This window comes from Crossiella cryophila (genome assembly GCF_014204915.1).
GTDB lineage: Bacteria > Actinomycetota > Actinomycetes > Mycobacteriales > Pseudonocardiaceae > Crossiella > Crossiella cryophila.
On record NZ_JACHMH010000001.1, the window covers coordinates 2961182 to 2985218 of the forward strand.

22 protein-coding genes and 1 pseudogene are annotated in these 24037 nt (G+C 72.7%); 10 read left to right on the forward strand and 13 right to left on the reverse strand.

Annotation, left to right across the window (positions count from 1 at the left end; all coding sequences use genetic code 11):
- Positions 1-30 precede the first annotated feature (30 nt).
- The 5 genes from HNR67_RS13850 to lpdA form a co-directional block, all read right to left on the reverse strand.
- A complete protein-coding gene (locus HNR67_RS13850; RefSeq protein ID WP_185002432.1) occupies positions 31-3186 on the reverse strand; it encodes an AfsR/SARP family transcriptional regulator in 3156 nt (1051 codons plus the stop codon).
- A 167-nt stretch (positions 3187-3353) separates the two neighbouring features.
- Positions 3354-4094 (reverse strand): lipoyl(octanoyl) transferase LipB, encoded by a 741-nt coding sequence (gene lipB / locus HNR67_RS13855; RefSeq protein ID WP_312987198.1) that lies wholly within the window; start codon positions 4092-4094, stop codon positions 3354-3356.
- Positions 4095-4103: 9 nt separating this feature from the next.
- Complete coding sequence (locus tag HNR67_RS13860; protein WP_185002433.1) at positions 4104-5012, reverse strand: TIGR01777 family oxidoreductase; 909 nt, start codon at positions 5010-5012, stop codon at positions 4104-4106.
- A gap of 104 nt (positions 5013-5116) precedes the next feature.
- Positions 5117-6880 carry a 2-oxoglutarate dehydrogenase, E2 component, dihydrolipoamide succinyltransferase gene (sucB, locus tag HNR67_RS13865; RefSeq protein ID WP_185002434.1) on the reverse strand — a complete coding sequence of 588 codons (1764 nt, stop codon included), beginning with the start codon at positions 6878-6880 and terminating at the stop codon, positions 5117-5119.
- A 53-nt stretch (positions 6881-6933) separates the two neighbouring features.
- The gene (gene lpdA, locus HNR67_RS13870) at positions 6934-8307 is read right to left on the reverse strand and encodes a dihydrolipoyl dehydrogenase (RefSeq protein WP_185002435.1); all 1374 of its coding nucleotides are present in this window, start codon (positions 8305-8307) and stop codon (positions 6934-6936) included.
- Positions 8308-8554: 247 nt separating this feature from the next.
- Here lpdA and HNR67_RS13875 point away from each other — a divergent pair, with 247 nt between their 5' ends.
- Positions 8555-8899, forward strand: coding sequence for an oxidoreductase (locus HNR67_RS13875; protein ID WP_185002436.1), 345 nt, complete (start codon positions 8555-8557; stop codon positions 8897-8899).
- Complete coding sequence (locus HNR67_RS13880; RefSeq protein ID WP_185002437.1) at positions 8900-9313, forward strand: hypothetical protein; 414 nt, start codon at positions 8900-8902, stop codon at positions 9311-9313.
- A gap of 379 nt (positions 9314-9692) precedes the next feature.
- Here the strand turns inward: HNR67_RS13880 and HNR67_RS13885 are convergent, their stop codons facing one another.
- Positions 9693-11189 carry a leucyl aminopeptidase gene (locus tag HNR67_RS13885; protein WP_185002438.1) on the reverse strand — a complete coding sequence of 499 codons (1497 nt, stop codon included), beginning with the start codon at positions 11187-11189 and terminating at the stop codon, positions 9693-9695.
- Between the two features lie 208 nt (positions 11190-11397).
- On the opposite strand from HNR67_RS13885, the gene HNR67_RS13890 reads away from it, so the two are divergent.
- The 4 genes from HNR67_RS13890 (at position 11398) to HNR67_RS13905 (ending at position 15639) form a co-directional block, all read left to right on the forward strand.
- Entirely contained in the window at positions 11398-12648 is a 1251-nt protein-coding gene (locus HNR67_RS13890) for an APC family permease (RefSeq protein ID WP_185002439.1), read from the forward strand.
- An 11-nt stretch (positions 12649-12659) separates the two neighbouring features.
- Positions 12660-13766 carry a glycine cleavage system aminomethyltransferase GcvT gene (gcvT, locus tag HNR67_RS13895; protein ID WP_312987201.1) on the forward strand — a complete coding sequence of 369 codons (1107 nt, stop codon included), beginning with the start codon at positions 12660-12662 and terminating at the stop codon, positions 13764-13766.
- Positions 13763-14434 (forward strand): DUF402 domain-containing protein, encoded by a 672-nt coding sequence (locus tag HNR67_RS13900; protein WP_312987202.1) that lies wholly within the window; start codon positions 13763-13765, stop codon positions 14432-14434. Before gcvT ends, HNR67_RS13900 begins: the two co-directional genes overlap by 4 nt.
- A gap of 107 nt (positions 14435-14541) precedes the next feature.
- Positions 14542-15639 (forward strand): branched-chain amino acid aminotransferase, encoded by a 1098-nt coding sequence (locus HNR67_RS13905; RefSeq protein WP_185002441.1) that lies wholly within the window; start codon positions 14542-14544, stop codon positions 15637-15639.
- Here the strand turns inward: HNR67_RS13905 and HNR67_RS13910 are convergent, their stop codons facing one another.
- Positions 15640-16488 (reverse strand): LysR family transcriptional regulator, encoded by an 849-nt coding sequence (locus HNR67_RS13910; RefSeq protein ID WP_185002442.1) that lies wholly within the window; start codon positions 16486-16488, stop codon positions 15640-15642.
- A gap of 68 nt (positions 16489-16556) precedes the next feature.
- Between HNR67_RS13910 and HNR67_RS44355 the strand changes: the two genes are divergently transcribed.
- Positions 16557-17456: an EamA family transporter gene (locus HNR67_RS44355; RefSeq protein ID WP_221489887.1), complete on the forward strand. Its 900-nt coding sequence runs from the start codon at positions 16557-16559 to the stop codon at positions 17454-17456.
- Here HNR67_RS44355 and cobS read toward each other — a convergent pair.
- The 3 genes and pseudogenes from cobS to cobU all read right to left on the reverse strand — a co-directional run bounded on the left by cobS (position 17416) and on the right by cobU (position 20094).
- Positions 17416-18159, reverse strand: a complete 744-nt coding sequence (gene cobS / locus HNR67_RS13920; RefSeq protein WP_185002443.1) for an adenosylcobinamide-GDP ribazoletransferase — start codon at positions 18157-18159, stop codon at positions 17416-17418. The two genes, HNR67_RS44355 and cobS, sit on opposite strands and share 41 nt — an antisense overlap.
- Before the next feature lie 317 nt (positions 18160-18476).
- Positions 18477-19541, reverse strand: a pseudogene (gene cobT, locus HNR67_RS13925) (nicotinate-nucleotide--dimethylbenzimidazole phosphoribosyltransferase); the annotation flags it as partial.
- Positions 19542-19554: 13 nt separating this feature from the next.
- The gene (gene cobU / locus HNR67_RS13930) at positions 19555-20094 is read right to left on the reverse strand and encodes a bifunctional adenosylcobinamide kinase/adenosylcobinamide-phosphate guanylyltransferase (protein ID WP_185002444.1); all 540 of its coding nucleotides are present in this window, start codon (positions 20092-20094) and stop codon (positions 19555-19557) included.
- A 48-nt stretch (positions 20095-20142) separates the two neighbouring features.
- Here cobU and HNR67_RS13935 point away from each other — a divergent pair, with 48 nt between their 5' ends.
- Positions 20143-20343 (forward strand): hypothetical protein, encoded by a 201-nt coding sequence (locus tag HNR67_RS13935; RefSeq protein ID WP_185002445.1) that lies wholly within the window; start codon positions 20143-20145, stop codon positions 20341-20343.
- A gap of 21 nt (positions 20344-20364) precedes the next feature.
- Here the strand turns inward: HNR67_RS13935 and HNR67_RS13940 are convergent, their stop codons facing one another.
- Together HNR67_RS13940 and HNR67_RS13945 are read right to left on the reverse strand one after the other, a co-directional pair.
- Positions 20365-21351: an aldo/keto reductase family protein gene (locus HNR67_RS13940; protein ID WP_185002446.1), complete on the reverse strand. Its 987-nt coding sequence runs from the start codon at positions 21349-21351 to the stop codon at positions 20365-20367.
- A gap of 140 nt (positions 21352-21491) precedes the next feature.
- The gene (locus tag HNR67_RS13945) at positions 21492-22127 is read right to left on the reverse strand and encodes a DUF3043 domain-containing protein (protein WP_185002447.1); all 636 of its coding nucleotides are present in this window, start codon (positions 22125-22127) and stop codon (positions 21492-21494) included.
- Positions 22128-22175: 48 nt separating this feature from the next.
- Here HNR67_RS13945 and HNR67_RS13950 point away from each other — a divergent pair, with 48 nt between their 5' ends.
- Positions 22176-23312, forward strand: a complete 1137-nt coding sequence (locus HNR67_RS13950; RefSeq protein WP_185002448.1) for a glycerate kinase family protein — start codon at positions 22176-22178, stop codon at positions 23310-23312.
- A gap of 104 nt (positions 23313-23416) precedes the next feature.
- Positions 23417-23779, forward strand: a complete 363-nt coding sequence (locus HNR67_RS13955) for a HesB/IscA family protein (RefSeq protein ID WP_185002449.1) — start codon at positions 23417-23419, stop codon at positions 23777-23779.
- A gap of 71 nt (positions 23780-23850) precedes the next feature.
- On the opposite strand, the gene HNR67_RS13960 is transcribed toward HNR67_RS13955, so the two are convergent.
- Complete coding sequence (locus tag HNR67_RS13960) at positions 23851-24024, reverse strand: hypothetical protein (protein ID WP_221491516.1); 174 nt, start codon at positions 24022-24024, stop codon at positions 23851-23853.
- Positions 24025-24037: the final 13 nt, after the last annotated feature.

The following is a 24037-nucleotide window of genomic DNA, read 5'->3' on the forward strand; positions in this document are numbered from 1 at the left end:
CCTTCTCTGGATTTCCGTAATTCCGGAAGTCTAGAGGATCGGAGTCCGTTCGTCAGTCAGGGTCTCGCCGAGCAGGGCCAGGCCGAGGTCCTGTTCCAGTCGCTGGCCGGTGCCGGTGGCCAGCCGGACGGCCTCCTCGGCGCTGGTCCTGGCGCCGTCGGTGTCGCCGAGGTCGAGCTGGGCGGCGCCGCGGGCGAGCAGCGCGGCCGGGGTGAACCGGGTGGGCTCTCCCGCCGCGGCGATCAGGTCCAGGGCGGTGTTCGCGCTGGTCAGCGCGTCGCGTGGGCGGCCGGTCTGGCGGTGGGTGCCGGATTCGCCGAGCAGCGCGGCCACCTGGCCCCAGACGTGTCCGCCCGAGGTGGCCAGTGCGTGCGCCTGGGTGTGCAGTTCGGCGGCGCGGCGGGGTTCGGCGCAGTCCGCGAGGGCGTTGAGCGCGTTGACCTCGGCCACCCGGTGCGCCATGCCGCGGGCCAGCCGCACCGATTCCTCGGCGTCGGCGCCTGCCCGGTCGTGGTCGCCGAGGTGGCGGCGGGTCTCGGCCAGCGCGGCCAGCACCTCGACCTCCATCCGCCGGTGGCCCAGTTCGCGGAAGGTGGCCAGTGCCTCGGTGAGCACGGTGTCGGCCTGGGCCAGCGCGCCGCGGGCGAGCTGGGCGCGGCCGAGCACGTAGTGGCCGTAGGTGGCCAGCAGCCGGGAGCCCTCGGCCGCGCCGATGGCCACGATGGCCCTGGAGTGCGCCTCGGCCTCCTCCAGCGCGGCCAGGTCCACGCACAGGTGGCCGAGGTTGGCCCTGGCCATGGCGTGCCGGTGCGGGTCGCGGGCGTCGGCGTGCGCGAGCGCGCTGCGCAGGTGCGCGCCCGCGTCGGTGAGCCTGCCCAGGTTGAGGCAGACCAGGCCGAGGTTGTTCAGCGTGGCCAGTTCGCCGTCGAGGTCGCCGAGCCGCCGCTGGATGCGCAGGGCCTGTTCGTAGTGCCCGGCGGCGGCCCGGTTGTCGCCGAGGGTCCAGTGCAGGGTGCCCAGGCTGAGCCGCATGGCGGCCTCGCCGGGTTCGTCGGGTTCGGCCAGCGCGGCGGCCAGGCCGGTCTCGACCACGTGCAGCCAGTCGGCGACGTGGCCGGTGTGGTGGAAGTAGCCGCGCAGCGCGTCGGCGAGCAGCCAGGAGTAGGGGGCCAGCGGTCCGGCACAGATGGTGGCGGCGGCCACGATGTTGGCGGTTTCCGCGGTGAGCCAGGCGATCGCGGCCGCGGGGCGCGGGGCCGGGTTGGGCCGGGGCGCGGGCAGCGGGAGCTGGACGATCTCCGGGTAGAGGCTGCGGGCGGCGCCGCGGGCCGTGTGCAGGTAGTAGGCGAGCAGGGCGCGGCGGGCGGTGTCCAGTGCCTCGGCGGTCTCCTCGGCGGCGGCGCGTTCGGCCGCGTAGAGCCGGAGCAGGTCGTGTGCCTGGTACCGGTCGCCCGCCTGGTGCTGGACCAGGTTGGCGGTGCCGAGCTGGCGCAGCAGCGGCAGCGCGGCCTCGGGGGTGAGTCCGGCCAGCGCGGCGGCGACCTCCTTGGTGAAGTCGTTGCCCGGCACCAGGCCGAGCAGCCGGAACAGTCGCTGGGCCGGCGGGTCGAGCATGTCGTAGGACAGGTCGAAGGCGGCCTGCACGGCGGTGGCGTCGTCGCCTTCGATGCGCAGGCCGGCCAGGCGTTCGGCGCTGAGTTCGGCCACGTAGTCGGCGATCCGCGCGCTGGGCCGCCCGGCCAGGTTGCCAGCGGCCACCCGCAGTGCGAGGGGCAGGTGTCCGCAGAGGCGGGCCAGTTCGGCCGCGGCTGCGGGTTCGGCGGCGACCAGGTCGGGGCCGAGGATGCCGCCGAGCAGGCGGCGGGCGTCGGCCGGGGAGAGCACTTCCAGGGACAGCGGGCGGGCGCCGTCGAGCACGGTCATCCCGCGCAGGGCGTTGCGGCTGGTGATCAGCACCGCGCAGCCGGGTTCGCCGGGCAGCAGCGCGCGGACCTGTTCCGGGCCGATCGCGTTGTCCAGCACGATGAGCAGCCGTCGCCCGGTGAGCAGCGAGCGGTACTGCGCGGCGCGTTCCTCCGGGTCGAGCGGGATCTGTTCGGGGGTGACGCCGAGGGCGCGCAGGAACCGGCTGAGCACGTCGGCGGGGGCCAGCGGCGGGCCGGGGGAGTAGCCGTGCAGGTTGACGTAGATCTGGCCGTCCGGGAAGTGCGCGCGCACCTCGTGCCCGGCCCGGATGGCCAGCGCGGTCTTGCCGACGCCCGGCGGTCCGGTGAGGGTGACCACCGGCACCGACATGGCCGAGCCCGCGCCGCGCAGCAGGTCGCCGAGGTGGGTGATCTCCGGGCCGCGTCCGACGAAGTCGGCGACGCCGGGCGGCAGCTGGGACAGGCCGCCGGGGCGTGCGGCGGCCGGGGCGGGGGCGCTGGTGTGCGCGGTGGCCGGGCCGAGTGAGCTGTCGTTGTTGAGGATGGCCCGGTGCAGGGCGCGCAGTTCCTCGCCGGGGTCCACGCCCAGGTCCTCCGACAGCCTGCCGCTGACCGCCTGGAACGCCTCCAGGGCCTCGACCTGCCGGTTGGAGCGGTAGAGGGCGAGCATGAGCTGGGCCCAGAACTGCTCGCGCAGCGGGTACTGGCCGGTGAGCCCGTACAGCTCGCCGACGACCTCCTGGTGCGCGCCCAGCCGCAGCCGGGCGTGCAGCCGGTCGGCCACCGCCTGCAGCCGCAGTTCGTCCAGCCAGCGGGCCTCGCCGCACTGCAGGGACTCCGATGGCACGTCGGACAGGGCGGGACCGCGCCAGAGGGCGAGCGCCTCGGTGAGCAGGCCGACGATCCGGCCGGGGTCGTCACCGGCGAGTTTGACCTGGTCGGTGAGCCGCCGGAAGCGGTGGATGTCCAGGGATTCCGGGTCGAGTTCGAGGCGGTAGCCGTCGGGTTCTGTGTGCAGCAGCACGCCGTCGAGGGCCTGGCGCAACCGCATCACGTAGACCTGCAGGGTCTGCCGGGGCTGGCTGACCTGCTCCTCGCCCCAGACCCGTTCGGCGAGTTCGTCGAAGGCCACGTGCTGGTTGGCGCGCAGCAGCAGACTGGCCAGCACGGTCCGCTGTTTGGCGGCTTTCACCGCGATCGGCTGCCCCCCGCGCAGCACCTGAAGCGGACCGAGCAGACCGAAGGACAACGGGCCGTGCACAGACACCCTCCCCTGGACCGGACCCTCCGGCGCATGACCCCCAGCTTCCGGACAGCGAGGGGCCAGCTTACGTCGGTGAGTGGCGGGATTGGGCACGTCAGGGGTGGTGGAACCCCCGATCGGAGCAGTGCCGAACGGGTCCGGTGGCTATCTGATCACTGGGCGTGTCAGTTCGGCAGGGCGAAAGTGATTCCGGGGGCACTCAGTTCGGGGCGGGGCACCCAGCATTCCGACAGCGGCAGCGCGCCGGAGAGCGCGTCCAGGACCGCCTTCTCGGCCAGCGGCTCGACCTCGGCCACGGTGACCTGGCGGCCCAGTTCGGCGCTGAGCGAGGTGACCCCGGCATCGGCGATGCCGCACGGGATGATCCGCTCGAAGGCGGCCAGGTCGGCATCGCAGTTGATCTCGAAGCCGTGCATGGTGACCCCGCGCTGCACCCGGATGCCGATCGCGGCGATCTTGCGCTCGACCCTGGTCTCGTCGGCGGGCAGCCACACCCCGCTGCGGCCCTCGACCCGGCCCGCGGGCAGGCCGAGGTCGCGGCAGACCTTGATCAGGCCCTCCTCGACCCGGCGCACGTAGTCGACCACGTCCACCGGATCGGTGAGCTTGACGATCGGGTAGCCCACCAGCTGGCCCGGCCCGTGCCAGGTGATCTTGCCGCCGCGGTCGACCTCGACCACCGGGGTGCCGTCGGTCGGCCGGTCCTCCGGCTGGGTCCGCTTGCCCGCGGTGTAGACGCTGGGGTGCTCCAGCAGCAGCAGGGTGTCCGGCCCGTCGCCGTCGGCACGGGCGTCCAGCACCTCGCGCTGGAGTTCCCAGGCCTTGAGGTAGTCGATGCTGCCGAGGTGGCGGACCAGTACGGGTTCGCCCGACTCCCGGCAGGACAGGGGATCGCTGTTGCGCACGCCTCGACCCTACGCCGCCGGTTCGCCCTCGGGCACGGCGGCGGCCAGGGCGGCGGCGACCGTGGGGTGCTGGAAGACGTAGCCCTGCGACCGCAGTACTCCGGGCAGCGCGCGCTGGCCGAACAACGCCATCTCCTGGGCGGTCTCCGCGCCGAGCACCAGTTTGAGCGCGAACTCCGGCACCACCCAGGGCGCGGGCCGGTGCAGTGAGTCGGCCAGCGCGGCGGTGAACTGGCTGTTGGTCACCGGTTCCGGGCCGGTGAGGTTGACCGGGCCGCTGACCTGGCTGTGTTCCAGGGCGAACCGGATCGCGCCGACCTCGTCGTCCAGGGAGATCCACGGCATGTACTGCGCCCCGCTGCCCAGCCTGCCGCCGAGCAGGAAGGAGAACAGCGGCCGCAGGCGTCCGAGCAGCCCGCCGTGCGCGGAGAGCACCAGCCCGGTGCGCACCCGCACCACCCGCGCGCCCACGTGCTCGGCCGGTTGGGTGGCGGCCTCCCAGTCCCGGCACAGCTCGGCCAGGAAACCGGTGCCCGCCTCGGCGGTCTCGTCGATCTCCCGGTCGCCGGTGTCGCCGTAGTAGCCGACCGCGGAGCCGCTGACGAACACCGGGATCCGGTGCCGGGCCACGGCTTGGGCCAGCACGGTGGTCGGCACCAGCCTGCTCTCCCGCAGCCTGGCCTTGCGTTCCTCGGTCCAGCGTTTGTCGCCGATGCCCGCCCCGCCCAGGTTGACCACCGCGTCCGCGCCGTCCAGCGCGCCGTCGGCGAACACCCCGCTCGGCGGGTCCCAGCGGCGTTCGTCGGGGGCGGCCGGGGCCCGGCGCACCAGCCGGACGACTTCGTGGCCGCTCTCCCGTAACTGGCTCACCAGGGCGCTGCCGATCAGGCCGGAGGAACCGGCGATCACCACTCGCATGACTCGATCGTGGTGCATCGGCGCGATCACCGCGACCCGCCAACGGCCGAAGGGCCCCCACCGCGTAGCGCGGCGAGGGCCCTCCGGGGATCGTGCGAGGTGCGTCAGAGACCCAGATCGGCCTCGAACGCGCCCTCCTCGAGCCGCTGCTTGACCGCGGTCAGGAAGCGGGCCGCGTCGGCGCCGTCGACCAGCCGGTGGTCGTAGGACAGGGCCAGGTAGACCATGGAGCGGATGGCGATGGTGTCGCCGCCAGCCTCGTCGGTCACCACGACGGCGCGCTTGACCACGCCGCCGGTGCCCAGGATGCCCACCTGCGGCTGGTTGATGATCGGCGTGTCGAACAGGGCGCCCCGGCTGCCGGTGTTGGTCAGCGTGAAGGTGCCGCCGCTCAGCTCGTCCGGCGTGATCTTGTTGCGCCGGGTCCGGTCGGCCACGTCGGCGATCTTGCGGGCCAGGCCCGCGATGTTCAGATCGCCCGCGTCGTGGATGACCGGGACCATCAGGCCCTTCTCGGTGTCCACCGCGATCACCAGGTGCTCGGCGCCGTGGTAGATGACCTCGTTGGCCTCGGCGTTGATCGAGGCGTTCAGCTTCGGGTGCTGCTTGAGCGCCTCGACGGCGGCCTTGGCGAAGAACGGCAGGAAGGAGAGCTTCACGCCTTCCCGCGCCTCGAAGGTGCCCTTGGCCCGCGCCCGCAGCCGGGCGATCTTGGTGACGTCCACCTCGACCACCGTGGTCAGCTGCGCGGAGGTCTGCAGCGACTCGACCATCCGGCGCGCGATGACCTGGCGGGGCCTGGTCATCTTCACCGTCTTGCCACGCAGTTCCGCTTCCGGCGTGGAGGCCGGGGCGGCGGCGCGCGGCGCGCCGGCGGCGGCCGGAGCCGACGGGGCGGCGGCGGGCTTGGCCGCGGCGGCCGCGGCTGCTGCCTTGGCCTCCTCGACCGCGGCGAGCACATCCTGCTTGCGGATGCGGCCGCCGACACCGGAGCCCTTGAGCGCGTTCAGGTCGACCTTGTGCTCCGCGGCGAGCTTGCGGACCAGCGGCGTCACGTAGGGCGCGTCGCCGTTGTCCTCAGCCGAGGCCGCGGCGGGCGCCTGCGGGGCGGGCGCGGCGGCCGGAGCCGGTGCGGCCTGCTGCGGCGCGGGGGCCGGAGCAGGGGCGGGCGCCGGTGCCGGGGCGGCGGCCGGAGCGGGCGCGGGAGCCGGGGCAGGCGCCGGAGCGGCCTGCGCGGCGGGTGCGCCACTGCCGATCACCGCGAGCTGGGCGCCCACGTCGACCGTCTCGTCCTCGCCGACGTTGATCTCCAGCACGGTCCCGGCCACCGGGGACGGGATCTCGGTGTCGACCTTGTCGGTGGAGACCTCCAGCAGCGGCTCGTCCACCTCGACGGTGTCGCCGACCTGCTTGAGCCACCTGGTCACGGTGCCTTCGGTGACGGACTCGCCGAGGGCGGGCATCGGCACCGGGGTGCCCTGCGCCGCGCCACCACCGGCCGGGGCCGCTGCCGGCTCCGGCGCGGGGGCCGGTTCGGCCTGCTGGACGGGCTCGGGTGCGGGGGCGGGCGCTGCCGCGGGGGCCGGGGCCGGCTGCTCGGCGGCGGGCGCCGGGGCGGAGTCGCCACCGTCGCCGTCCCCGATGACCGCCAGTTCGGCGCCCACGTCCACGGTCTCGTCCTCGTTCACGACGATGCGCTGCAACACGCCCGCCGCGGGTGAGGGGATCTCGGTGTCCACCTTGTCGGTGGAGACCTCAAGCAAGGGCTCGTCGACCGCAACGGTGTCGCCGACCTGCTTGAGCCACCGGGTGACAGTGCCCTCCGTGACGCTCTCGCCGAGCGCCGGCATCTGGACGGAGAAGGCCATCTTTCGCTAGCTCCTCGTGCTTGTGCTCACTGGGTTTGCCTCGCGCCGAGCGATCAGCCGTGCGCGTGCAGCGGCTTGCCGGCCAGGGCGAGGTGTGCCTCGCCGAGGGCTTCGTTCTGGGTGGGGTGCGCGTGCACCAGGGGGGCCACGTCGTCAGCGTATGCCTCCCAGTTGTAGATGAGCTGAGCCTCGCCGATCAGCTCGCCGACACGGGAGCCGACCATGTGCAGTCCGACCACGGGGCCGTCGGTGGCCTTCACCAGCTTGATGGCGCCCTTGGTCTTGAGGATCTGGCTCTTGCCGTTGCCTGCCAGGTCGTAGGTGACGGTCTCGACGGAACCGTACTTGTCCTTGGCCTGCGCCTCGGTGAGGCCGACCGAGGCGACCTCGGGCTCGCAGTAGGTGACCCGAGGGATGCCGGCCTCGTCGATCGGCTTCGGGTTGAGCCCGGCGATCTGCTCGGCGATCAGGATGCCCTGCTGGAAGCCGCGGTGCGCCAGCTGCAGGCCCGGCACCAGGTCGCCGACCGCGTAGACGTTCGGCAGGTTGGTGCGCAGGTACTCGTCGGTGAGCACGAAGCCGCGGTCCATCTTGACCCCGGCCTCCTCGTAGCCGTGGCCCGCGCTGTTCGGGCCGCGGCCGACCGCGACCAGCAGGATGTCGGCGTCGAGCTGCTCACCGGACTCCAGGGTGATCGACACCGCGGAGTCGGTCTGGGTGGCGCCGGTGAACCGGACGCCGGTCTTGAACTTGATGCCGCGGCGGCGGAAGGCGCGTTCCACCTGCTTGGAGCAGAACTCGTCCTCGGCGGGCACCAGGCGGGGCAGGGCCTCCACGATGGTGACCTCGGCGCCGAAGGAGCGCCACACGCTGGCGAACTCCACGCCGATCACGCCGCCGCCGAGCACGACGACCTTCTCCGGCACGAAGTCCAGGTTGAGGGCCTGGTCACTGGTCAGGACCCGGCCGCCGATCTCGAGGCCGGGCAGCGAGCGGGCGTAGGAGCCGGTGGCGAGCACGACGTTCTTGCCGGTGTAGCGCTGGCCGTCGACGACCACGGTGTTCGGGCCGACGAAGGTGCCTGCGCCCTCCACCACGGTCACGCCCTTGCGCGACTTGAACATCCCGGCCAGCCCCTTGTACAGGTTGCCGACCACGGTGTCCTTGTAGGTGTTGACCCCGGCGATGTCGATGCCGTCCAGGCTGGCCTTGACGCCGAACTGGTCGCTCTCCCTGGCGGTGTCGGCCACCTCAGCCGCGTGCAGCAGCGCCTTGGTCGGAATGCAGCCGCGGTGCAGGCAGGTGCCACCGAGCTTGTCCTTCTCGACCAGGATCACGGACAGGCCGAGCTGGCTCGCGCGCAGAGCGCATGCGTAGCCGCCCGAGCCGCCGCCAAGGATCACGAGGTCGGCGGAGGTGTCGGTCACTTCGATCTCCTCATGGAGGCATCGTTTGCTGGCGTTCTCTTGGTGCCGACAACGCCGGTTCAGCGCGACGGGCATCCGCCATCTTGTCACCATGTCAGGGGTCCTCGCGACGCGGGATGGCTACGTCTCAGTACGCATGTCCTGGGTCACGCTGGGTCGATCACCGTGGCGGAGTTTCGCCCGGAATGTGACGTCCGCCTGACAACCGGCCTGGCAAGATCGGGGGTTGGAGCGAAGGAGGTGCGCGGTGGGCCTGTTCGACCGTTTCCGCCGCAAGGAGCGCCCGGGGCAGTTGCGTTCGGCCTCGAACGCGGACACCGCCCATCTCGAGGCGTGGGCGGCGGCCCGGCACGGGGTCGAGTCGTACCTGGAGCCGAAGACCACGGTGACCGAGGCCACTGTCGTGTTCATCGCACACGACGGCGAGTGGACCCGGCGCCGGATCGGCGGCTTCGACGCGGCGCAGAAACTTGCCCGGAAATTGAAGATTCCGATGTACGAGGCCAACAAGGTCGGCTATCCACAGAGGATGCGCGACTACACCGCACGACAGCGCGCGCAGCAGCGCCGCGACGGGAAGGCGTCCAGCTAGGTGTCCACTTTTCTCGACCGACTCGCCGGAGTGGCCCAGGAGCCGTTGTTCCTGGACCCGGCTGACCGCGAACGCGAGCAGCGCGAGAACACCTGGTGGCTGACCACGGACGAGGCCGAACACGCGCACCTGGACGTCACCACCCTGGCCGCGGTGCTCGCCGAACTGGCCGGTCGGCTCGCCGAACGCGCGGTGGCCCAGCTCGCCGCGGCTCCGGTCACCTTCTACGCCTGGTACGAGGAGCTGGCCCGCCAGCTCCGCTGCTCCACGGGTTCCTGCGCGCCCTCGGAACTGCCGTTCCCGTCCAGGGTGGTCCCGGTGACCGCGGAGACCGTCGCGGCGGCCTTCTTCGGCGAGAAGAAGCCAAGGCAACGCGAGCAGGCGGTAGCCGCCTGGGTCGTCCCACTCATCTGAGCGCCCACAACAGCCAACCCGACGTACAAGAACGGCCAACACCCCGTACAAGAACGGCCAACACGCGGTACAAGACCGGCCAACACGCGCGGTGGGTGAAAACCCTCCGCGCGTGTTGGCCGTTGTCGTACGGGGTGTTGGCCGTTGTGGGACGGCCGCCGGAGCGGGCGGGCCGTTGCGGGCCCTTGGACCGTCCGCCCCTTGTTGCGAAACAGGCGTGGCGCGCCAGCGACACGGCGGGCCCTTCGCCCTCAGTGCGGTTGTGTTTTCGCGTTGCCTTGCCGCGTGCCCGACCCATCCGAAGCTTGCTTCGCGTGGGGCGGGTACGCGGCGAGGCGACTAAGAGCGAAAACACCTGCGTGCGGAGCACGCCAATGTGTCAGCCCTGGTCGGCGATGTCGGCCAGGACGGCGGCCAGGGTGCGGACCGGGACGCCGGTGCCGCCCTTGGAGGTGTAGCCGTAGGGGCTGTTGGAGTTGTAGGCCGGGCCCGCGATGTCCAGGTGGGCCCACTGCACGTTCTCCGGCACGAACTCGCGCAGGAAGATGCCCGCGGCGAGCATGCCGCCCCAGCGGTGGCCGGAGACGTTGGCCAGGTCGGCCAGGCGGGAGTCCAGGTCGGCGCGGAGTTCCTCCGGCAGCGGCATGGCCCAGCCGCCCTCGCCGGTGGCGCGGGCGATGGTGGCCACCCGGTCGCGGAACTCGTCGCTGCCCATGATGCCCGCGGTGTGCTTGCCGAGCGCCACGACCTGGGCGCCGGTCAGGGTGGAGGTCTCGATCAGGTAGTCCGGGTTGTCCTCACCGGCGCGCACGATGGCGTCGGCCAGGATGAGCCTGCCCTCGGCGTCGGTGTTGAGCACCTCGACGGTCTTGCCGCCGTACATGGTCAGCACGTCGCCGGGGCGGTAGGCGGTGCCGGAGGGCATGTTCTCCGCCATCGGCACGGTCGCGATGATCTCCAGCGGGTACTTCAGCTTGGCCGCCAGCACCACGGTGGCCACCACGGCCGCCGCGCCGCCCATGTCCATGGTCATCTCGTCCATGCCGGGCGCGGGCTTGATCGAGATGCCGCCGGTGTCGAAGGTGATGCCCTTGCCGACCAGGGCGACCTTCTTCTTCGGCTTGGGGCCGGTGTAGCTGAGCCGGACCAGCCGGGGCTGCCGGGAGGAGCCGCCGCCGACGCCGAGCACGCCGCCGTAGCCGCCCTTGCGCAGCGCCTTCTCGTCCAGCACCTCCACGGTCAGGCCGACGGCCTCGCCGAGCTTGACCGCGCGCTCGGCGAAGGAGGCCGGGAACAGGTCGTTGGGCGGGGTGTTGACGAAGTCGCGGGCGGTGGCCACCGCCTCGGCGATCGCGGTGTTGGCCTTGAGCACGTTCTTGGCGTGCTTGTCCTTGGCGTCGGCGACCACCAGGTCGGCCTTGGCCAGCGGGGCCTTGCCCTGGTCGGACTTGTAGCCGGTGAAGGTGTAGGCGCCGAGCACCAGACCCTCCACGGTGGCACCCAGGTCCACTGTGGACAGTGTCACAGTCGCCTTGGTCACCCCGGCCAGCGCGCGGGCGGCCACCCCGGCGGCGCGGCGGACCTGCTCGCTGCCGGGCCCGTCCTGGCCCGCGGCGGTCTTGCCGAGGCCGACGGCGAGCACCAGCGGGGCGGTCAGCGCGCCGCGCGCGGGCAGCTTGACCAGCTCATCGGCCTTGCCGGTGGCGCCGAGGGTGCTCAGCAGGGCGGTCAGCTCACCGTCGAAGGCGGCGTCCACCTGCTCGGCGCCCGGCGCGAGCAGCACGCCGTCGGATCCCTGGATGGTGCCGATGACCACCGCGTCGGTCGCGACGGACTTGGGATCGCTGTCGGTCAGCGCAAGCTTGGGCGCGGTCACGTGTGCTCCTTAATCCCGTCCCGCCCGAGCTGCGCGCGCGTGTCGAGGCTGGCGACGGCGTGTGGTTCGTTGTTGTCGCGGCAAGCGGTTTCTTCGCCGCAAGCCCGGTCTTCTTCCCAGGTCCAGTGTTGCGGAAGGCTAATCCGAGTGGGCTATCCGCCCCCACGGCGGCTATCGCTCTTTAATACAGTCCGAATACTGTGTGTCGGTGGCATTGGACGTTCCGCGAGCATCAAGCGCCGAATCCTCGCGCGCGGTCGGCGTACCCGACCTGGTGGTGCTCGGTCTGGGCGGCATGCTCGGCGCGGGCGCCTTCATCGGGCTCGCGCCCGCCGCCGAGGCGGCCGGCCGCTGGCTGCTGGTCGGGGTGGTGCTCGCGGCGCTGGCGGCATTGTGCACAGCCTTCTCCACTTCTGACCAGTCCGCCGCCTATGTCGGCTACGGCAGCGGCTATGCCTGCACGAAGGAGCACCTTGGCCGCTGGCCGGGCAGGCTGGCCGGGACCGGGTTGCTGGTCGGCAAGCTCGCCTCGCTGGCCGCGGTGGCGGGCGCGTTCGGCGCGTACCTGATGCCGGCGCGGCCCTGGGTGGCCGCGGTGACGGTGATCGTGGTGGCCGCGGCGATCGGCGCGGCCGACCTGGCCACCCCGCGCTGGGTGAGCTGGGCGGTGGCCGCCTTCGTGCTCATGGTGCTGACCGTGGTCATCATCGCCTGCTTCGCCGTGCCACCACCCGAACAGGTGATACCGGTGGCCGGTCAGCCGGGCGCGGACAACCCGCGGATGCTGCTCACCGCGGGCTCGGTGATGTTCTTCGGCCTGGTCGGCTTCGAGCGGATCACCTCGCCAGCCGACGGCCGGGCCTACTCCGGGCGCAACGTGCGCCGGGCGATCCCGTTCGTCATCGGCCTCGGCCTGCTGCTCTACCTGCTGCTGGGCTGGGCGGCGCTGCGCCAGCTCGGCCCGGCCCGGCTCGCGCTGTCCCCGTCCCCGCTGCGGGACGCGCTGGTCGCCGCGGACGGCGCGGTGCTGTTGCCGCTGGTCAGCGCGGGGGCCGCGGTGGCACTGGGGGCGATGGCGCTGATCGTGAGCGTGGACCTGCGGCGGGCGCTGTTCTCCCTGGCCAGGGACCGGGACCTGCCGCTGGGACTGAGCCGCTCGCCGTGGCGGGCCCAGCTGCTGGCCGCGGCGGGCGCGAGCGGGCTGGTGCTGCTGCTCACCCCGGAGATCGCGCTGCAGTTCGCCGCCTGCTGCCTGCTCACCTACTACGCCTTCACCAACGCCGCGGCCCGGTTGCTGCTGATCGAGGACCGCACCTGGCCGATGCGCACCGCCTGCCTCGGCCTCGGCCTCTCGGTGGTGCTGCTGATGAGCCTGCCGCCGGTGATGCTGCTCGCGACCCTGGTCACGGTCGTGACTGGATCCTGCGTCGCCGCGCTGCTCACCCGCCAATGGCGGTAACTTGCCCCCTTGTGACTGACACTCCGTTGCGCACCAGCCCCCTGCACGAGTCACACCGTGCCCTCGGCGCCAGCTTCGCGCCCTTCGGCGGCTGGGAGATGCCGATCCAGTACACCGGCGGCGGCGTGGTCGCCGAGCACACCGCGGTGCGCGAGTCGGTTGGCGTCTTCGACGTCTCGCACCTGGGCAAGGCGCTCGTCGCCGGTCCGGGCGCGGCCGAGTTCGTCAACGCCTGCCTGTCCAACGACCTGAACCGGATCGCGCCCGGCAAGGCCCAGTACACCCTCTGCTGCACCGAGACCGGCGGCGTGGTCGACGACCTGATCGCCTACCTGGTCTCCCCCGAGGAGGTGTTCCTGGTCCCGAACGCGTCCAACACCGCCAAGGTGGTGGAGCTGCTGGTCGCGGCCGCGCCCGAGGGCGTCACGGTGACCGGGCAGCACGACGGCTTCGCGGTGCTCGCGGTGCAGGGCCCGAAGTCGGCCGAGGTGCTGGCCGAGCTGGGCCTGCCAACCGACATGGACTACATGGCCTTCGCCGACGCGCCCTGGAACGGCACCACGGTGCGGATCTGCCGCACCGGCTACACCGGCGAACACGGCTATGAGCTGGTCCCGGCCTGGGACGACGCGCCCGCGCTGTGGGCCAGGCTGCTCGAGGTCGCGGCCACCCACGGCGGCCGGGCCTGTGGCCTGGGTGCTCGGGACACCCTGCGCACCGAGATGGGCTACCCGCTGCACGGCCAGGACCTGTCCCTGGACATCAGTCCGGTGCAGGCCGGTTCCGGCTGGGCGGTCGGCTGGAAGAAGGCGGCGTTCTGGGGCCGGGAGGCGCTCAGCGCCGAACGCGCCGCGGGCCCGGCCCGCAAGCTCTTCGGCCTGCGCGCGCTGGAGCGTGGCGTGCCCAGGGCCGGGATGGTCGTGCTCAGCGCGGGGGAGAAGGTCGGCGAGACCACCTCCGGCACCTTCTCCCCGACCCTGCAGACCGGCATCGCGCTGGCCCTGCTGGACACCGCGGCCGGCCTGGCGCCGGGCGCGGAGGTCACCCTGGACGTCCGGGGCCGCTCGCTGCGCTGCGAGATCGTGAAGCCCCCGTTCGTGGACACCCACGTCCGGTGACCCGCACCCAGCCCCCACCCGAGTCGGTGACCATGCCCTGGCAACCCGGCGACGAGGTCCTCTACCGCTTCCGCCGCCTGGACGGCAGCCTGGGTTCGGTGACCCCGGCCCGGGTGCTGCGTGATGACGGCGCCCAGCTGGTGTGCTGGATCCCGGACGGCACCAGGGTCCGCGCGACCCGGCTGGCCGACGGCCGCCACCAGCGCGACGCCCCGCTGTCCGAACGGTTCCGGATCCCGCGCATCCCGGTGCTCTCCAGCTGGCACGGGCACTCCAACCTGCGCCTGGTGGACGAGCACGAGTGGTCCAGCGTGTGGTGGTTCTTCAACCCCGACGGCAGCTTCCGGCACTGGTACGTCAACCTCGAGCTGCCGATGGGCCGCGGCGAGGGCTACGTGGACCGGGTGGACGGGGTGCTCGACGTGGTGGTCGAGCCGGACCTGACCTGGTGCTGGAAGGACGAGGACGAGGCCGCCGAGGCGGTGGACGCCGGGCTGTTCACCGTGGCCCAGATGGGCAGGCTGCGGGCCGAGGGCGAGCGGATGATCGCCCTGGCCGAGCAGGGCGCGTTCCCCTTCGACGGCAGCTGGTGCGATTTCACCCCTGAGGCCGGCTGGCCGGCTCCGCTGCTGCCCGCGGAGATCGCGGACGGGCTGCCGGTGGTGTGACGTTGTGCGGTCTCCCCGGCCGAGATGGCCGGGGAGACTGAACAGTAGGACGTCCGATCGTTGGGATGACGATGGTCGGGGGCAACACGAAGTACTACGCTGCTGCCATGACGTCAACGGTGTCGTTCACCCGTAGCCTGAACCCCCAGCCCACGACTGGGGAGCGGCGGGCCGAGATCCTGGCCAAGCCCGGTTTCGGCCAGTACTTCACCGACCACATGGTCACCATCCGCTGGAACCCGGAGCAGGGCTGGCACGACGCCGCGGTGGTGCCCTACGGCGCGATCCCGTTCGACCCGGCGGCCATGGTGCTGCACTACGGGCAGTCGATCTTCGAGGGGCTCAAGGCGTACCGGCAGCCGGATGGCTCGATCGCCTCGTTCCGGCCGGAGGCGAACGCGGAGCGGCTGCGGGCCTCGGCGCGGCGGATGGCCATGCCGGAGCTGCCGGACGAGCTGTTCCTGGGTTCGGTGCGCGAGCTGCTCGACGTCGACAAGGACTGGGTGCCCACCGCCGCGGACGAGTCGCTGTACCTGCGGCCGTTCATGTTCGCCACCGAGGCGGGGCTGGGCGTGCGCCCGGCCAAGGAGTACCTGTACGTGCTGATCGCCTCCCCGGCGGGCGCCTACTTCGCCGGTGGGGTCAAGCCGGTGAGCGTGTGGCTGTGCACCGAGTACGTGCGCGCCTCGCCCGGCGGCACCGGCGCGGCCAAGTTCGCCGGCAACTACGCCGCCTCGCTGCTCGCCCAGGCCCAGGCCGCGGAGCAGGGCTGTGACCAGGTGGTGTGGCTGGACGCGGTGGAGCGCCGGTGGGTGGAGGAGATGGGCGGGATGAACCTGTTCTTCGTCCTCGGCGAGGGCGAGAACGCCCGCGTGGTCACCCCGGAACTGAGCGGCGCGCTGCTGCCCGGCATCACCCGCAACTCGCTGCTGAGGCTGGCCACCGACCTGGGTTACCCGGTGGAGGAGCGGCGGATCTCCACCGAGGAGTGGGAGAAGAAGGTCGACTCCGGCGAGCTGACCGAGGTCTTCGCCTGCGGCACCGCCGCGGTGATCACGCCGGTCGGCCGGGTCAAGCACGCGGGCGGGGAGTTCCTGATCAACGGGGGCGAGTCCGGCGAGCTGACCATGAAGCTGCGGGCCGCGCTGACCAACGTGCAGACCGGCGGGGCCGACCCGCACGGCTGGATGACCACGCTGGCCTGATCAGCTCCGGACGATTTCCCTGGTGAGCGCCAGGAACTCGGTGAGTCGCGGGTGGCGGTGCCCGGCAGGCCAGGCCAGGTAGACCGTCACCGGCGGCACCCCGGACAGCGGCACGTAGGCCACGCCCGCGTGCATGTGGTGGTGCCGGGTGCCGTCCGCGGTGACGCCGACGGCCCGGCCCGCCGCGATCACGGTGAGCCACTCGTCCACGTTGTGCACGCGCACGGTCTCTCCCGGCGGCGCGTCCGTGGGCCACAGCTCCGGCGTGGTGGTGCCGGAGAGTTCGTTGCGCGCGATGGGCAGTCCGCCCAGGTCGCGCAGGGTCAGTTCGGGCCGCTCGGCCAGTGGGTGGTCGGCGGCCAGTGCGGCGTAGCGGCGTTCGAGGTAGAGCGCGCAGCTGTGCAGGCGGGGGTCGGTGACCTCGGTGCGCAGCAGGGCCACGTCCACCTCGCCGCGGCCCAGGCCGGCGGTCCGCTCGTCGAAGCGCCGGATCTCCAGGGGCACCTCGGGGCGTCGTTCCCGCCAGGCCCGCAGGATCGCGGTGGTGTGCGGTCCGGCCGCGGCCCAGGCGTAACCCACCCGCAGCGGTGGTTCGGGGCCGGGGTCCAGGGCGGCGGCCACCGCGGCGAGCACCGCGCGGGCCCGGTCCGCGAAGGCCTCCCCGTCGGCGGTCAGCCGCAGGTGCCGGGTGGACCGGTCGACGAGGCGCCGCCCGAGTCGCTGTTCCAGCTGGCCGAGGGTGCGCGAGACCGCGGGCTGGGTGAGGTGCAGCCGCGCGGCGGCCGCGGTCACCGAGCCCTCCTCGGCGATGGCCAGGAAGCACCGGAAGTGCCGTAGCTCGACATCCATTACCGCCAAGCATAACCGCTGCGTGGGAAGCATTTCCGGGTTGACGGCAGGCTACTTAGGCTGAGGCCGTGACCGCGACCCTCGCCCCGGCCGAGCAGCTCGGCAACCGCCTGCACGGGGTCGCGCTGATCCTGGTCGGGATGAGTTCGGTGCAGTTCTCCGCCGCGCTGGCGGTGAGCCTGTACCCGGTGCTGGGCCCGCTGGGCGTGGTCACCCTGCGCCTGGTCGGCGCGGCCGTGCTGCTGCTGGCCTTCGCCCGCCCCCGGCTGGGTGGCCGCTCCCGCCGCGACTGGCTGACCATCGGGCTGTTCGGTGTGGTGATGGCCGCGATGAACGTCTGCGTGTACCTGTCCATCCAGCGCCTGCCACTGGGCGCGGCGATCACCTTCGAGTTCCTCGGCCCGCTGACCCTGGCCATCGTGCTGTCCCGGCGCAGGCTGGACCTGGTGTGGGCGGCGCTGGCCGGGGCCGGGGTGCTGTTGCTGGGCAGCGGACTGGGCGGGGTGGACGCGGTGGGCGTGCTCTTCGCACTCGCCGCGGCGGCCTGCTGGGCCGGCTACATCCTGCTGACCCGGCGGCTGGGGCAGGCATTCAGCGGGATGGAGGGGCTGGCGCTGGGGGCCGCGGTGGGCGCGATCGCGGTGCTGCCACTGGGGATCGGGGCCGCCGGAGCCGAGCTGGTGCGGCCGGAGTACCTGGCGCTGGGGTTGCTGGTGGGGCTGCTGGCCTCGGCGGTGCCGTACTCGATGGACCTGCTGGCGCTGAAGCGGCTGCCTGCGGGCGCGTTCGGGATCATGATGAGCCTGAACCCGGCGCTGGCCGCGCTGGCCGGGTTCCTGGTGCTGGGGCAGGAGCTGAGCTGGGCGCAGCTGCTGGCGATCGGGCTGGTCGTGCTGGCCAGCGCTGGCGCCACCGCGGGCGCCGGTGTCAGCGGAAAGAGGTCACCGCGAGCACGATCAGCACGGTGATCTCCGCGGCCGCGCCCAGCACGTCGCCGGTGACGCCGCCGAAGCGTTTCCGCACATGCCGGATCAGCAGCAGCACCACGCCAAGGGCCAGCAGCACGCCGATCGGGCCGAGCCAGGGGCGGTCGGGGGTGGCGGCGGCCGCGGCGATGGTCAGCAGCACCGTCCAGGCCACCGGGACCAGGGTCGGCTGGGTGCCCGCGACCAGCGTGCCGAGGCCCTCGGGGCGGGCGGCGGGCACGCCATGGCGGCAGCACCAGGCGAAGGCGGTGCGACCGGCGGCCAGCGCGACGACCACCGCGGCCCAGCGGCCGGCGTCGGCCAGCGCGGACAGGCTCACCGCCTGGGCGCCGAGCACGATGATCAGGGTGACCACGGCGAACGGGCCTGCCGAGCCGTCCCGCATGACCCGCAGGGCGCGCTCCGGCGGGCCGTAGCAGCCCAGGCCGTCGGCGGTGTCGGCCAGGCCGTCCAGGTGCATGCCGCGGGTGGCCAGCGCGAGCAGGCCGATGACCAGCAGGCCCGCGAGCAGGCCGGGGGCGCCGAGCCAGGTCAGCGCGAACAGGACCGCGGTGGCCGCGGCGCCCAGCAGCAGGCCGACGAACGGGGCCAGCGCGATGGCGGTGCGGGCCACCGCGGTGTCGACCTGGCCGGTGCGCACCGGCAGCACGGTCAGCCAGGACAGGGCCAGGCGGAGGCCGGACATCAGAGGTCGGTCGGCGGGGCCACGGTGATGGTCGGGGCGGCCGGCGGCGGGGCGGGGTAGGAGGTGTCGGCCGGGTTGTCGCGGGGCTCGTCCGGCTGGGTGGCGGTGTGGCCGTGGCCGTAGCCGTACGTGGTGTCGGGGTGCGTGGTGGTGTGGCCGGGGTAGGTCGGGGCGTGGCTGGTGGCGGTCGCGGCCGGGGTCTGGCTGGTGGGGATGGCGGTGTCCAGCTCGGGGCTGGGGGCGTGGCTGGTGGCCTCGGCCAGGACCGTGGCGGCCAGGCCGGTGGCGGTGGTGGCCAGGGCGTCCAGCGGGGTGGTCTCGCCCGGCACGGCGATGCCTGCCTCGGCGAAGGTGGCCATCTCGGCCAGGATCCGCCCGGCCATGCTCAGCAGCGGCAGTGCGGCGACCGCGCCGGAGCCCTCGCCCAGCCGCAGGCTGAACTCCAGCAGCGGGGTCAGGTCCAGGTGTTCCAGCACGATGGAGTGCGCGGGCTCGACCGAGCGGTGCCCGGCCTGCCACCACTCGCGGGCGCCGGGGGCCAGTTCCTCGGCGACCATCGCGGCCGCGCCGACCACCACGCCGTCGAGCAGCACCGGGGTCTGCCGGATCGCGGCCTGGGCCAGGAAACCGGCCATCGCGGCGATGTCCGCGCCCGCGCTGGTGCGCAGCAGGCCGACCGGGTCGGCGCTGACCGGGCGGGCCCGGCGCAGGGCGTCCCGGATGGCGGCGGTCTTGCGCATCCAGCCGTGGTCGTCGATGCCGGTGCCGCGGCCGACCACGGCCACCGGCTCGCTGCCGGTGAGCGCGGCGATCAGCACCGCGGACGGGGTGGTGTTGCCGATGCCCATGTCGCCTGCGATGAGCAGGTCGGCGCCGCCGTCGACCTCCTCGTCGGCGATGGCCCGCCCGGCCGCGAGGGCGGCGAGCACCTCGGCCTGGGTGAGCGCGTCCTCGCGGTCGATCACGCCGGAGGAGCGGCGGACCTTGTGGCCGGAGACCGAGTCCGCGGTGTCGGCGTCCACGGCCATGTCCACCACCCGCACGGTCGCGCCCGCGGCTTCGGCCAGCACGTTCACCGCGGCGGTGCCGGCCAGGAAGCCCTGCACCATCTGCCCGGTGACCTCGCTCGGGTAGGCCGAGACGCCGTGCCGGGCGATGCCGTGGTCCCCGGCGAAGACGACCACCCGGGGGCGGGTCAGCGGCCGGGGCGGGCACACGCCCTGGCAGGCCGAGAGCCACACGCCGAGCTGCTCCAGCCTGCCCAGCGATCCGGCGGGCTTGGTCAGCTGGGCCTGGCGCGCCTCGGCGTCGCCGCGGACCTGGGCGTCGGGCGGCGCCACCGGCGGGAACCGGACAGCCTCGTCCGAGACACTCTCGTCCACTGGGGAACCTCCGTCAGCGCAGCTTCAGCGGGACACCGGCGACCAGCAGCACAACCTGGTCGCACACCTCGGCGAGCCGGGCGTTCAGCCCGCCCAGCTCGTCACGGAAGAGCCTGCCAGAACGGGTCGCGGGGACCACGCCGAGGCCGACCTCCGCGGAGACCAGCACCACCGGCGCGGGGCAGTCCGCGACCGCCGCGCGCAGGGCCGCACCCCGCTCCCGCACCGGGACGAGCGTGTCCGGACCGCCCTCCCAGGCACCGGCGTCGTCGAGCAGACCGGTCAGCCAGGTGGCCAGGTCGTCCACCAGGATCGGCGGATCCCCTTGTGCCGCTTGGGAAAGCAGTTCGGGCAGGTTCACGCCGCACTCCACGGTGCGCCAGCCCGGCGGGCGGCGGCGGACGTGTTCGGCGATGCGGGCTTCCCAGTCCGCGTCGGCGGGATCGCGGCGGGCGGTGGCGAAGTAGGTGGCGGCCTCGGCCGGCAGCAGGCCCTCGGCGTGCGCGGATTTGCCGGAGCGCGCGCCGCCCAGCACCAGCGTGCGTCGCGTCACTGCTCGCTCCTCCTGCTCCTGGCCTGGTGATCACGTTACCGTTGCCGCATGGCGTACCGGTGGCGATACGAGGACTCCGGCGGCGGCGAGCTGTCCGGCCCCGCGGTGGAGTTCGAGGACCAGGACGAGGCCGAGGCGTGGTTCAGCGCCCAGTGGGATCAGCTCTCCACCACCGGGATCGAGCAGGTCACGCTGCTCGACGGCGATGACGAGGTCTACGGCCCGATGAGCCTGCGCCCGGCCGAGTAGCAGGACGCAGGCCCGGCGGACTCAGGCGACGACGGTCTTGCGCGGGTCGGTCTCGACGAACCCGTCCAGCACCGCGTCGATCTTCTCCAGCAGCTCGGGCTCCAGCACGACCCCGGCGGCCTTGACGTTGTCGTGCACCTGCTCGGGCCGGGAGGCGCCGACGATCGCGGAGGCCACGTTCGGGTTCTGCAGCACCCAGGCCACCGCGAGCTGGGCCATGGTCAGTCCGGCCTCCTCGGCCAGCGGCTTGAGGTTCTGCACCGCGGCGAGCAGGTCATCGCGCAGGAACCGGCCGACGAAACCGCTGCCGCGCTCGTCGGTGGCCCGCGAACCGGCGGGCGGGGCCGCGCCGGGCAGGTACTTGCCGGAGAGCACGCCCTGCGCGATCGGCGACCAGACGATCTGGCTGACGCCCTCGCGCTCGGAGGTCGGCACCACCTGGGACTCGATCACCCGCCACAGCATCGAGTACTGCGGCTGGTTGGAGATGAACGGCACCTTCAGCTCGCGGGCCAGCGCCGCGCCCCGGCTGATCTGCTCGGCGTTCCACTCCGAGACGCCGATGTAGAGCACCTTGCCCTGCCGCACCAGGTCGGCGAAGGCCAGCATGGTCTCCTCCAGTGGCACCGTGCGGTCGTACCGGTGCGCCTGGTAGAGGTCCAGGTAGTCGGTGCCCAGCCGCTGCAGCGAGCCGTGCGCGGCCTCCATGATGTGCTTGCGGCCGAGGCCCTTGTCGTTGGGCCCGCCGGGGCCGGTCGGCCAGAAGACCTTGGTGAAGATCTCCAGGCCCTCCCGCCGCTGCCCGGCCAGCGCCCGCCCCAGCACCGACTCGGCCGCGGTGTTCGCGTAGACGTCGGCGGTGTCGAAGGTGGTGATGCCCGCGTCGAGGGCGGCCCGCACGCACGCGTGCGCCTGCTCTTCCTCGACCTGCGAACCGTGGGTGATCCAGTTGCCGTACGAGATCTCACTGACCGAGAGGCCGCTACGACCCAGACGTCGAAACTCCATGCAAACGATCCTAGAGGCAGATCGTTCGCGCCGCTAACGAGTTGGCTGACTGTTCAGCCGGTCAGCCCCGCAACGGCCAACCAGGCGTACGAGAACGGCCAACACCCCGTACGAGAACGGCCAACACTCTGGGGGAGGGGTTAGACGGCGGTGCCTGCTTTGACGCGGGGCTTGGGCATGCGGAGTTTGCGGATCTGGGTGGCGCGGGTGAAGGCGTACCAGCCCAGTGCGAAGCCGCGGGTGGTGTTGTCGGGGAAGCGCTCGCGGACCTTCCTGGTGACCAGGCGGCCCAGCACGATGCCTTCGATGATCATCGACAGCAGCATGAACATGCAGAACAGGCTGGCGTACTGCTTGATCATCGGCGACGGCGTGAGGATGGAGACGAAGACGATGATCGCCAGGGGCATGAACAGCCCCATCAGGTTGCGCCGGGAGTCGACCAGGTCGCGCACGTAGGCACGGGCCGGGCCGCGGTCCCGCGGCATCAGGTAGGCGTCGTCGCCGGCGTTCATCCGCTCGCGGCGGATCACCGCGGCCTTGCGCCGCTCGTCCTTGTTGCCCCTGGCCCTGCGCAGCGCCTCGCGCTGGGTCCGCGGCGGCGGGGGCACCGGTCCGCGCTTGCGCACCTCGGCCTCGCGGCGCTTCGGGGTCGCCCTGCCCTTGGCCGGCGTGCGCCCCTTGTCGCCCTCGAGGGGCTCGGCGAGTTCGGCCGACGACACCCCCTCTTCGGGGTCCGTGGTCGACTCGGTGCTGTTGCGACGGAGAAACCTCACGCAAACAGGGTAGGGCAGGGGCAAAACGGCCCGAGTACCGTCCGGCCTATGACGGACATTTCGGGGCGGCTGGTGCTCATCGCCCCTGACTGTTTCGGTGGCACCTTGACGGCGTTGGAAGCCGCCGAGGCCATCGCGCGGGGGTGGCGGCTGGGTTCACCGGCCGACCGGCTCCTGCTTCGTCCGCTCGCCGACGGCGGCCCCGGTTTCGTGGACGTGCTGCACACCGCCCTGGGTGGCGAAGTGCACACGGTCGAGGTCACCGGACCGCTCGGCGAACCAGTCACCGCGGTGTGGCTGGCCCATGACGGCACCGCCTATATCGAATCCGCGCAGGCCGCGGGACTGCACCTGGTCCCCAAGGCGGATCGGGCGGCCGGTCTGACCACCACCCGTGGGGTGGGGGAACTGCTCCTGGACGCCGTGCGCGCCGGGATGCGTACCGCGGTGGTCGGGCTCGGCGGCTCGGCCACCACCGACGGTGGCGCGGGCCTGTTCGCCGCGCTGGGCGCCGGGCCGGTGGACGCCCTGGGCGCGCCGCTGCCCGAGGGTGGCGCGGCACTGGTGCACTGCGCGGGGCTGGCCGGTCGGCCGGACCTGGGCGCACTGCGGCTGATCGCCGCCTCCGACGTGGACAACCCGCTGCTCGGCCCGACCGGCGCGGCGCACGTGTTCGGCCCGCAGAAGGGCGCGGACCCCGGCCAGGTCGAGCAGCTGGACCTGGCGCTGACCCGCTGGTCCGAGGTGCTGCTGGAAGAGCTGGGCGCCGACGTGGCCGGTCTGGCCGCCGCGGGCGCGGCCGGTGGACTGGGCGCGGCGCTGCTGGCGCTGGGCGCGACCGTGGACTCCGGCGCCGACCTGGTCCGCCGGCTCAGCGCGCTGGACGAGGCACTGGATCAGGCCGGGCTGGTGCTCACCGGCGAGGGCAGCTTCGACTGGCAGTCCCTGCGCGGCAAGCTGGTCAGCCGGGTGGCCGCGGGCGCGGCCGAACGCGGGGTGCCCTGCCTGGTGCTCGCCGGTCAGGTGAGCGTTGGCCGCCGCGAGGCCGGTGCGGCCGGGGTCGAGGACTCGTACTCGGTGGCCGACCACGTGGGGTCGGTGGCCAGGGCGATCGCCGAACCCGCAGGTGGGCTCAGTGGTTTGGCCGAACGGGTGGCCCGTCAGTGGCGGAGCCCACAGAACTAACGCCGGGATATTGCTGTGCGACCATAGGAATACGGGAACATCCCGGCTCAGGGCTGCGTTGCAGCTACGGTACGGGCCCGAGCGCCGACCTCGTAGGGAGAACCATGACCGCCGAGAACACCACGGCGACCGAAGCGCAGACGCACGGCGTCACGCTCACCGACGTCGCTGCCAGCAAGGCGAAGTCGCTGCTCGACCAAGAGGGTCGGGACGACATGCACCTGCGCATCGCCGTGCAGCCCGGTGGCTGTGCCGGCCTGCGTTACCAGCTGTTCTTCGACGAGCGCACCCTCGACGGGGACGTCTTCCGTGACTTCGGCGGCCTCAAGGTCGCGGTGGACCGGATGAGCGTGCCCTACGTGGAAGGCGCGGTCATCGACTTCGTCGACACGATCGAGAAGCAGGGCTTCACCATCGACAACCCGAACGCCGGTGGCTCCTGCGCCTGTGGTGATTCTTTCCACTAGTTCTGCTGGTAGACCCAGAGCACGAAAACGGGACCGCGGTGTGCACCGCGGTCCTTTTTCGTGCCGCGCGCTCAGGCGCCGTAGTCGTCCATTTCCTTGACCTGGGCCGAGCACACCTCGTTGACCTGCCACGATGCCTCGCGCCGCGGCAGCGGCAGCAGGTGCTCGGACGGGCGGAGGACAGGGGGGATCTCGGCGCAGTCCTCGATCAGCTCAGCCAGGGTGCTGGCATCCGGAATCGTCACATCGAGGACGTTA

Excerpts from the sequence above, each read along its gene's own strand:
- HNR67_RS13860 (WP_185002433.1), bottom strand. The coding sequence starts at position 5,012 with ATGCGAGTGGTGATCGCCGGTTCCTCCGGCCTGATCGGCAGCGCCCTG.
- sucB (WP_185002434.1), bottom strand. The coding sequence starts at position 6,880 with ATGGCCTTCTCCGTCCAGATGCCGGCGCTCGGCGAGAGCGTCACGGAG.
- HNR67_RS13905 (WP_185002441.1), top strand. The coding sequence starts at position 14,542 with ATGACGTCAACGGTGTCGTTCACCCGTAGCCTGAACCCCCAGCCCACG.
- HNR67_RS13910 (WP_185002442.1), bottom strand. The coding sequence starts at position 16,488 with ATGGATGTCGAGCTACGGCACTTCCGGTGCTTCCTGGCCATCGCCGAG.
- cobS (WP_185002443.1), bottom strand. The coding sequence starts at position 18,159 with ATGTCCGGCCTCCGCCTGGCCCTGTCCTGGCTGACCGTGCTGCCGGTG.
- HNR67_RS13935 (WP_185002445.1), top strand. The coding sequence starts at position 20,143 with ATGGCGTACCGGTGGCGATACGAGGACTCCGGCGGCGGCGAGCTGTCC.
- HNR67_RS13940 (WP_185002446.1), bottom strand. The coding sequence starts at position 21,351 with ATGGAGTTTCGACGTCTGGGTCGTAGCGGCCTCTCGGTCAGTGAGATC.
- HNR67_RS13950 (WP_185002448.1), top strand. The coding sequence starts at position 22,176 with ATGACGGACATTTCGGGGCGGCTGGTGCTCATCGCCCCTGACTGTTTC.
- HNR67_RS13955 (WP_185002449.1), top strand. The coding sequence starts at position 23,417 with ATGACCGCCGAGAACACCACGGCGACCGAAGCGCAGACGCACGGCGTC.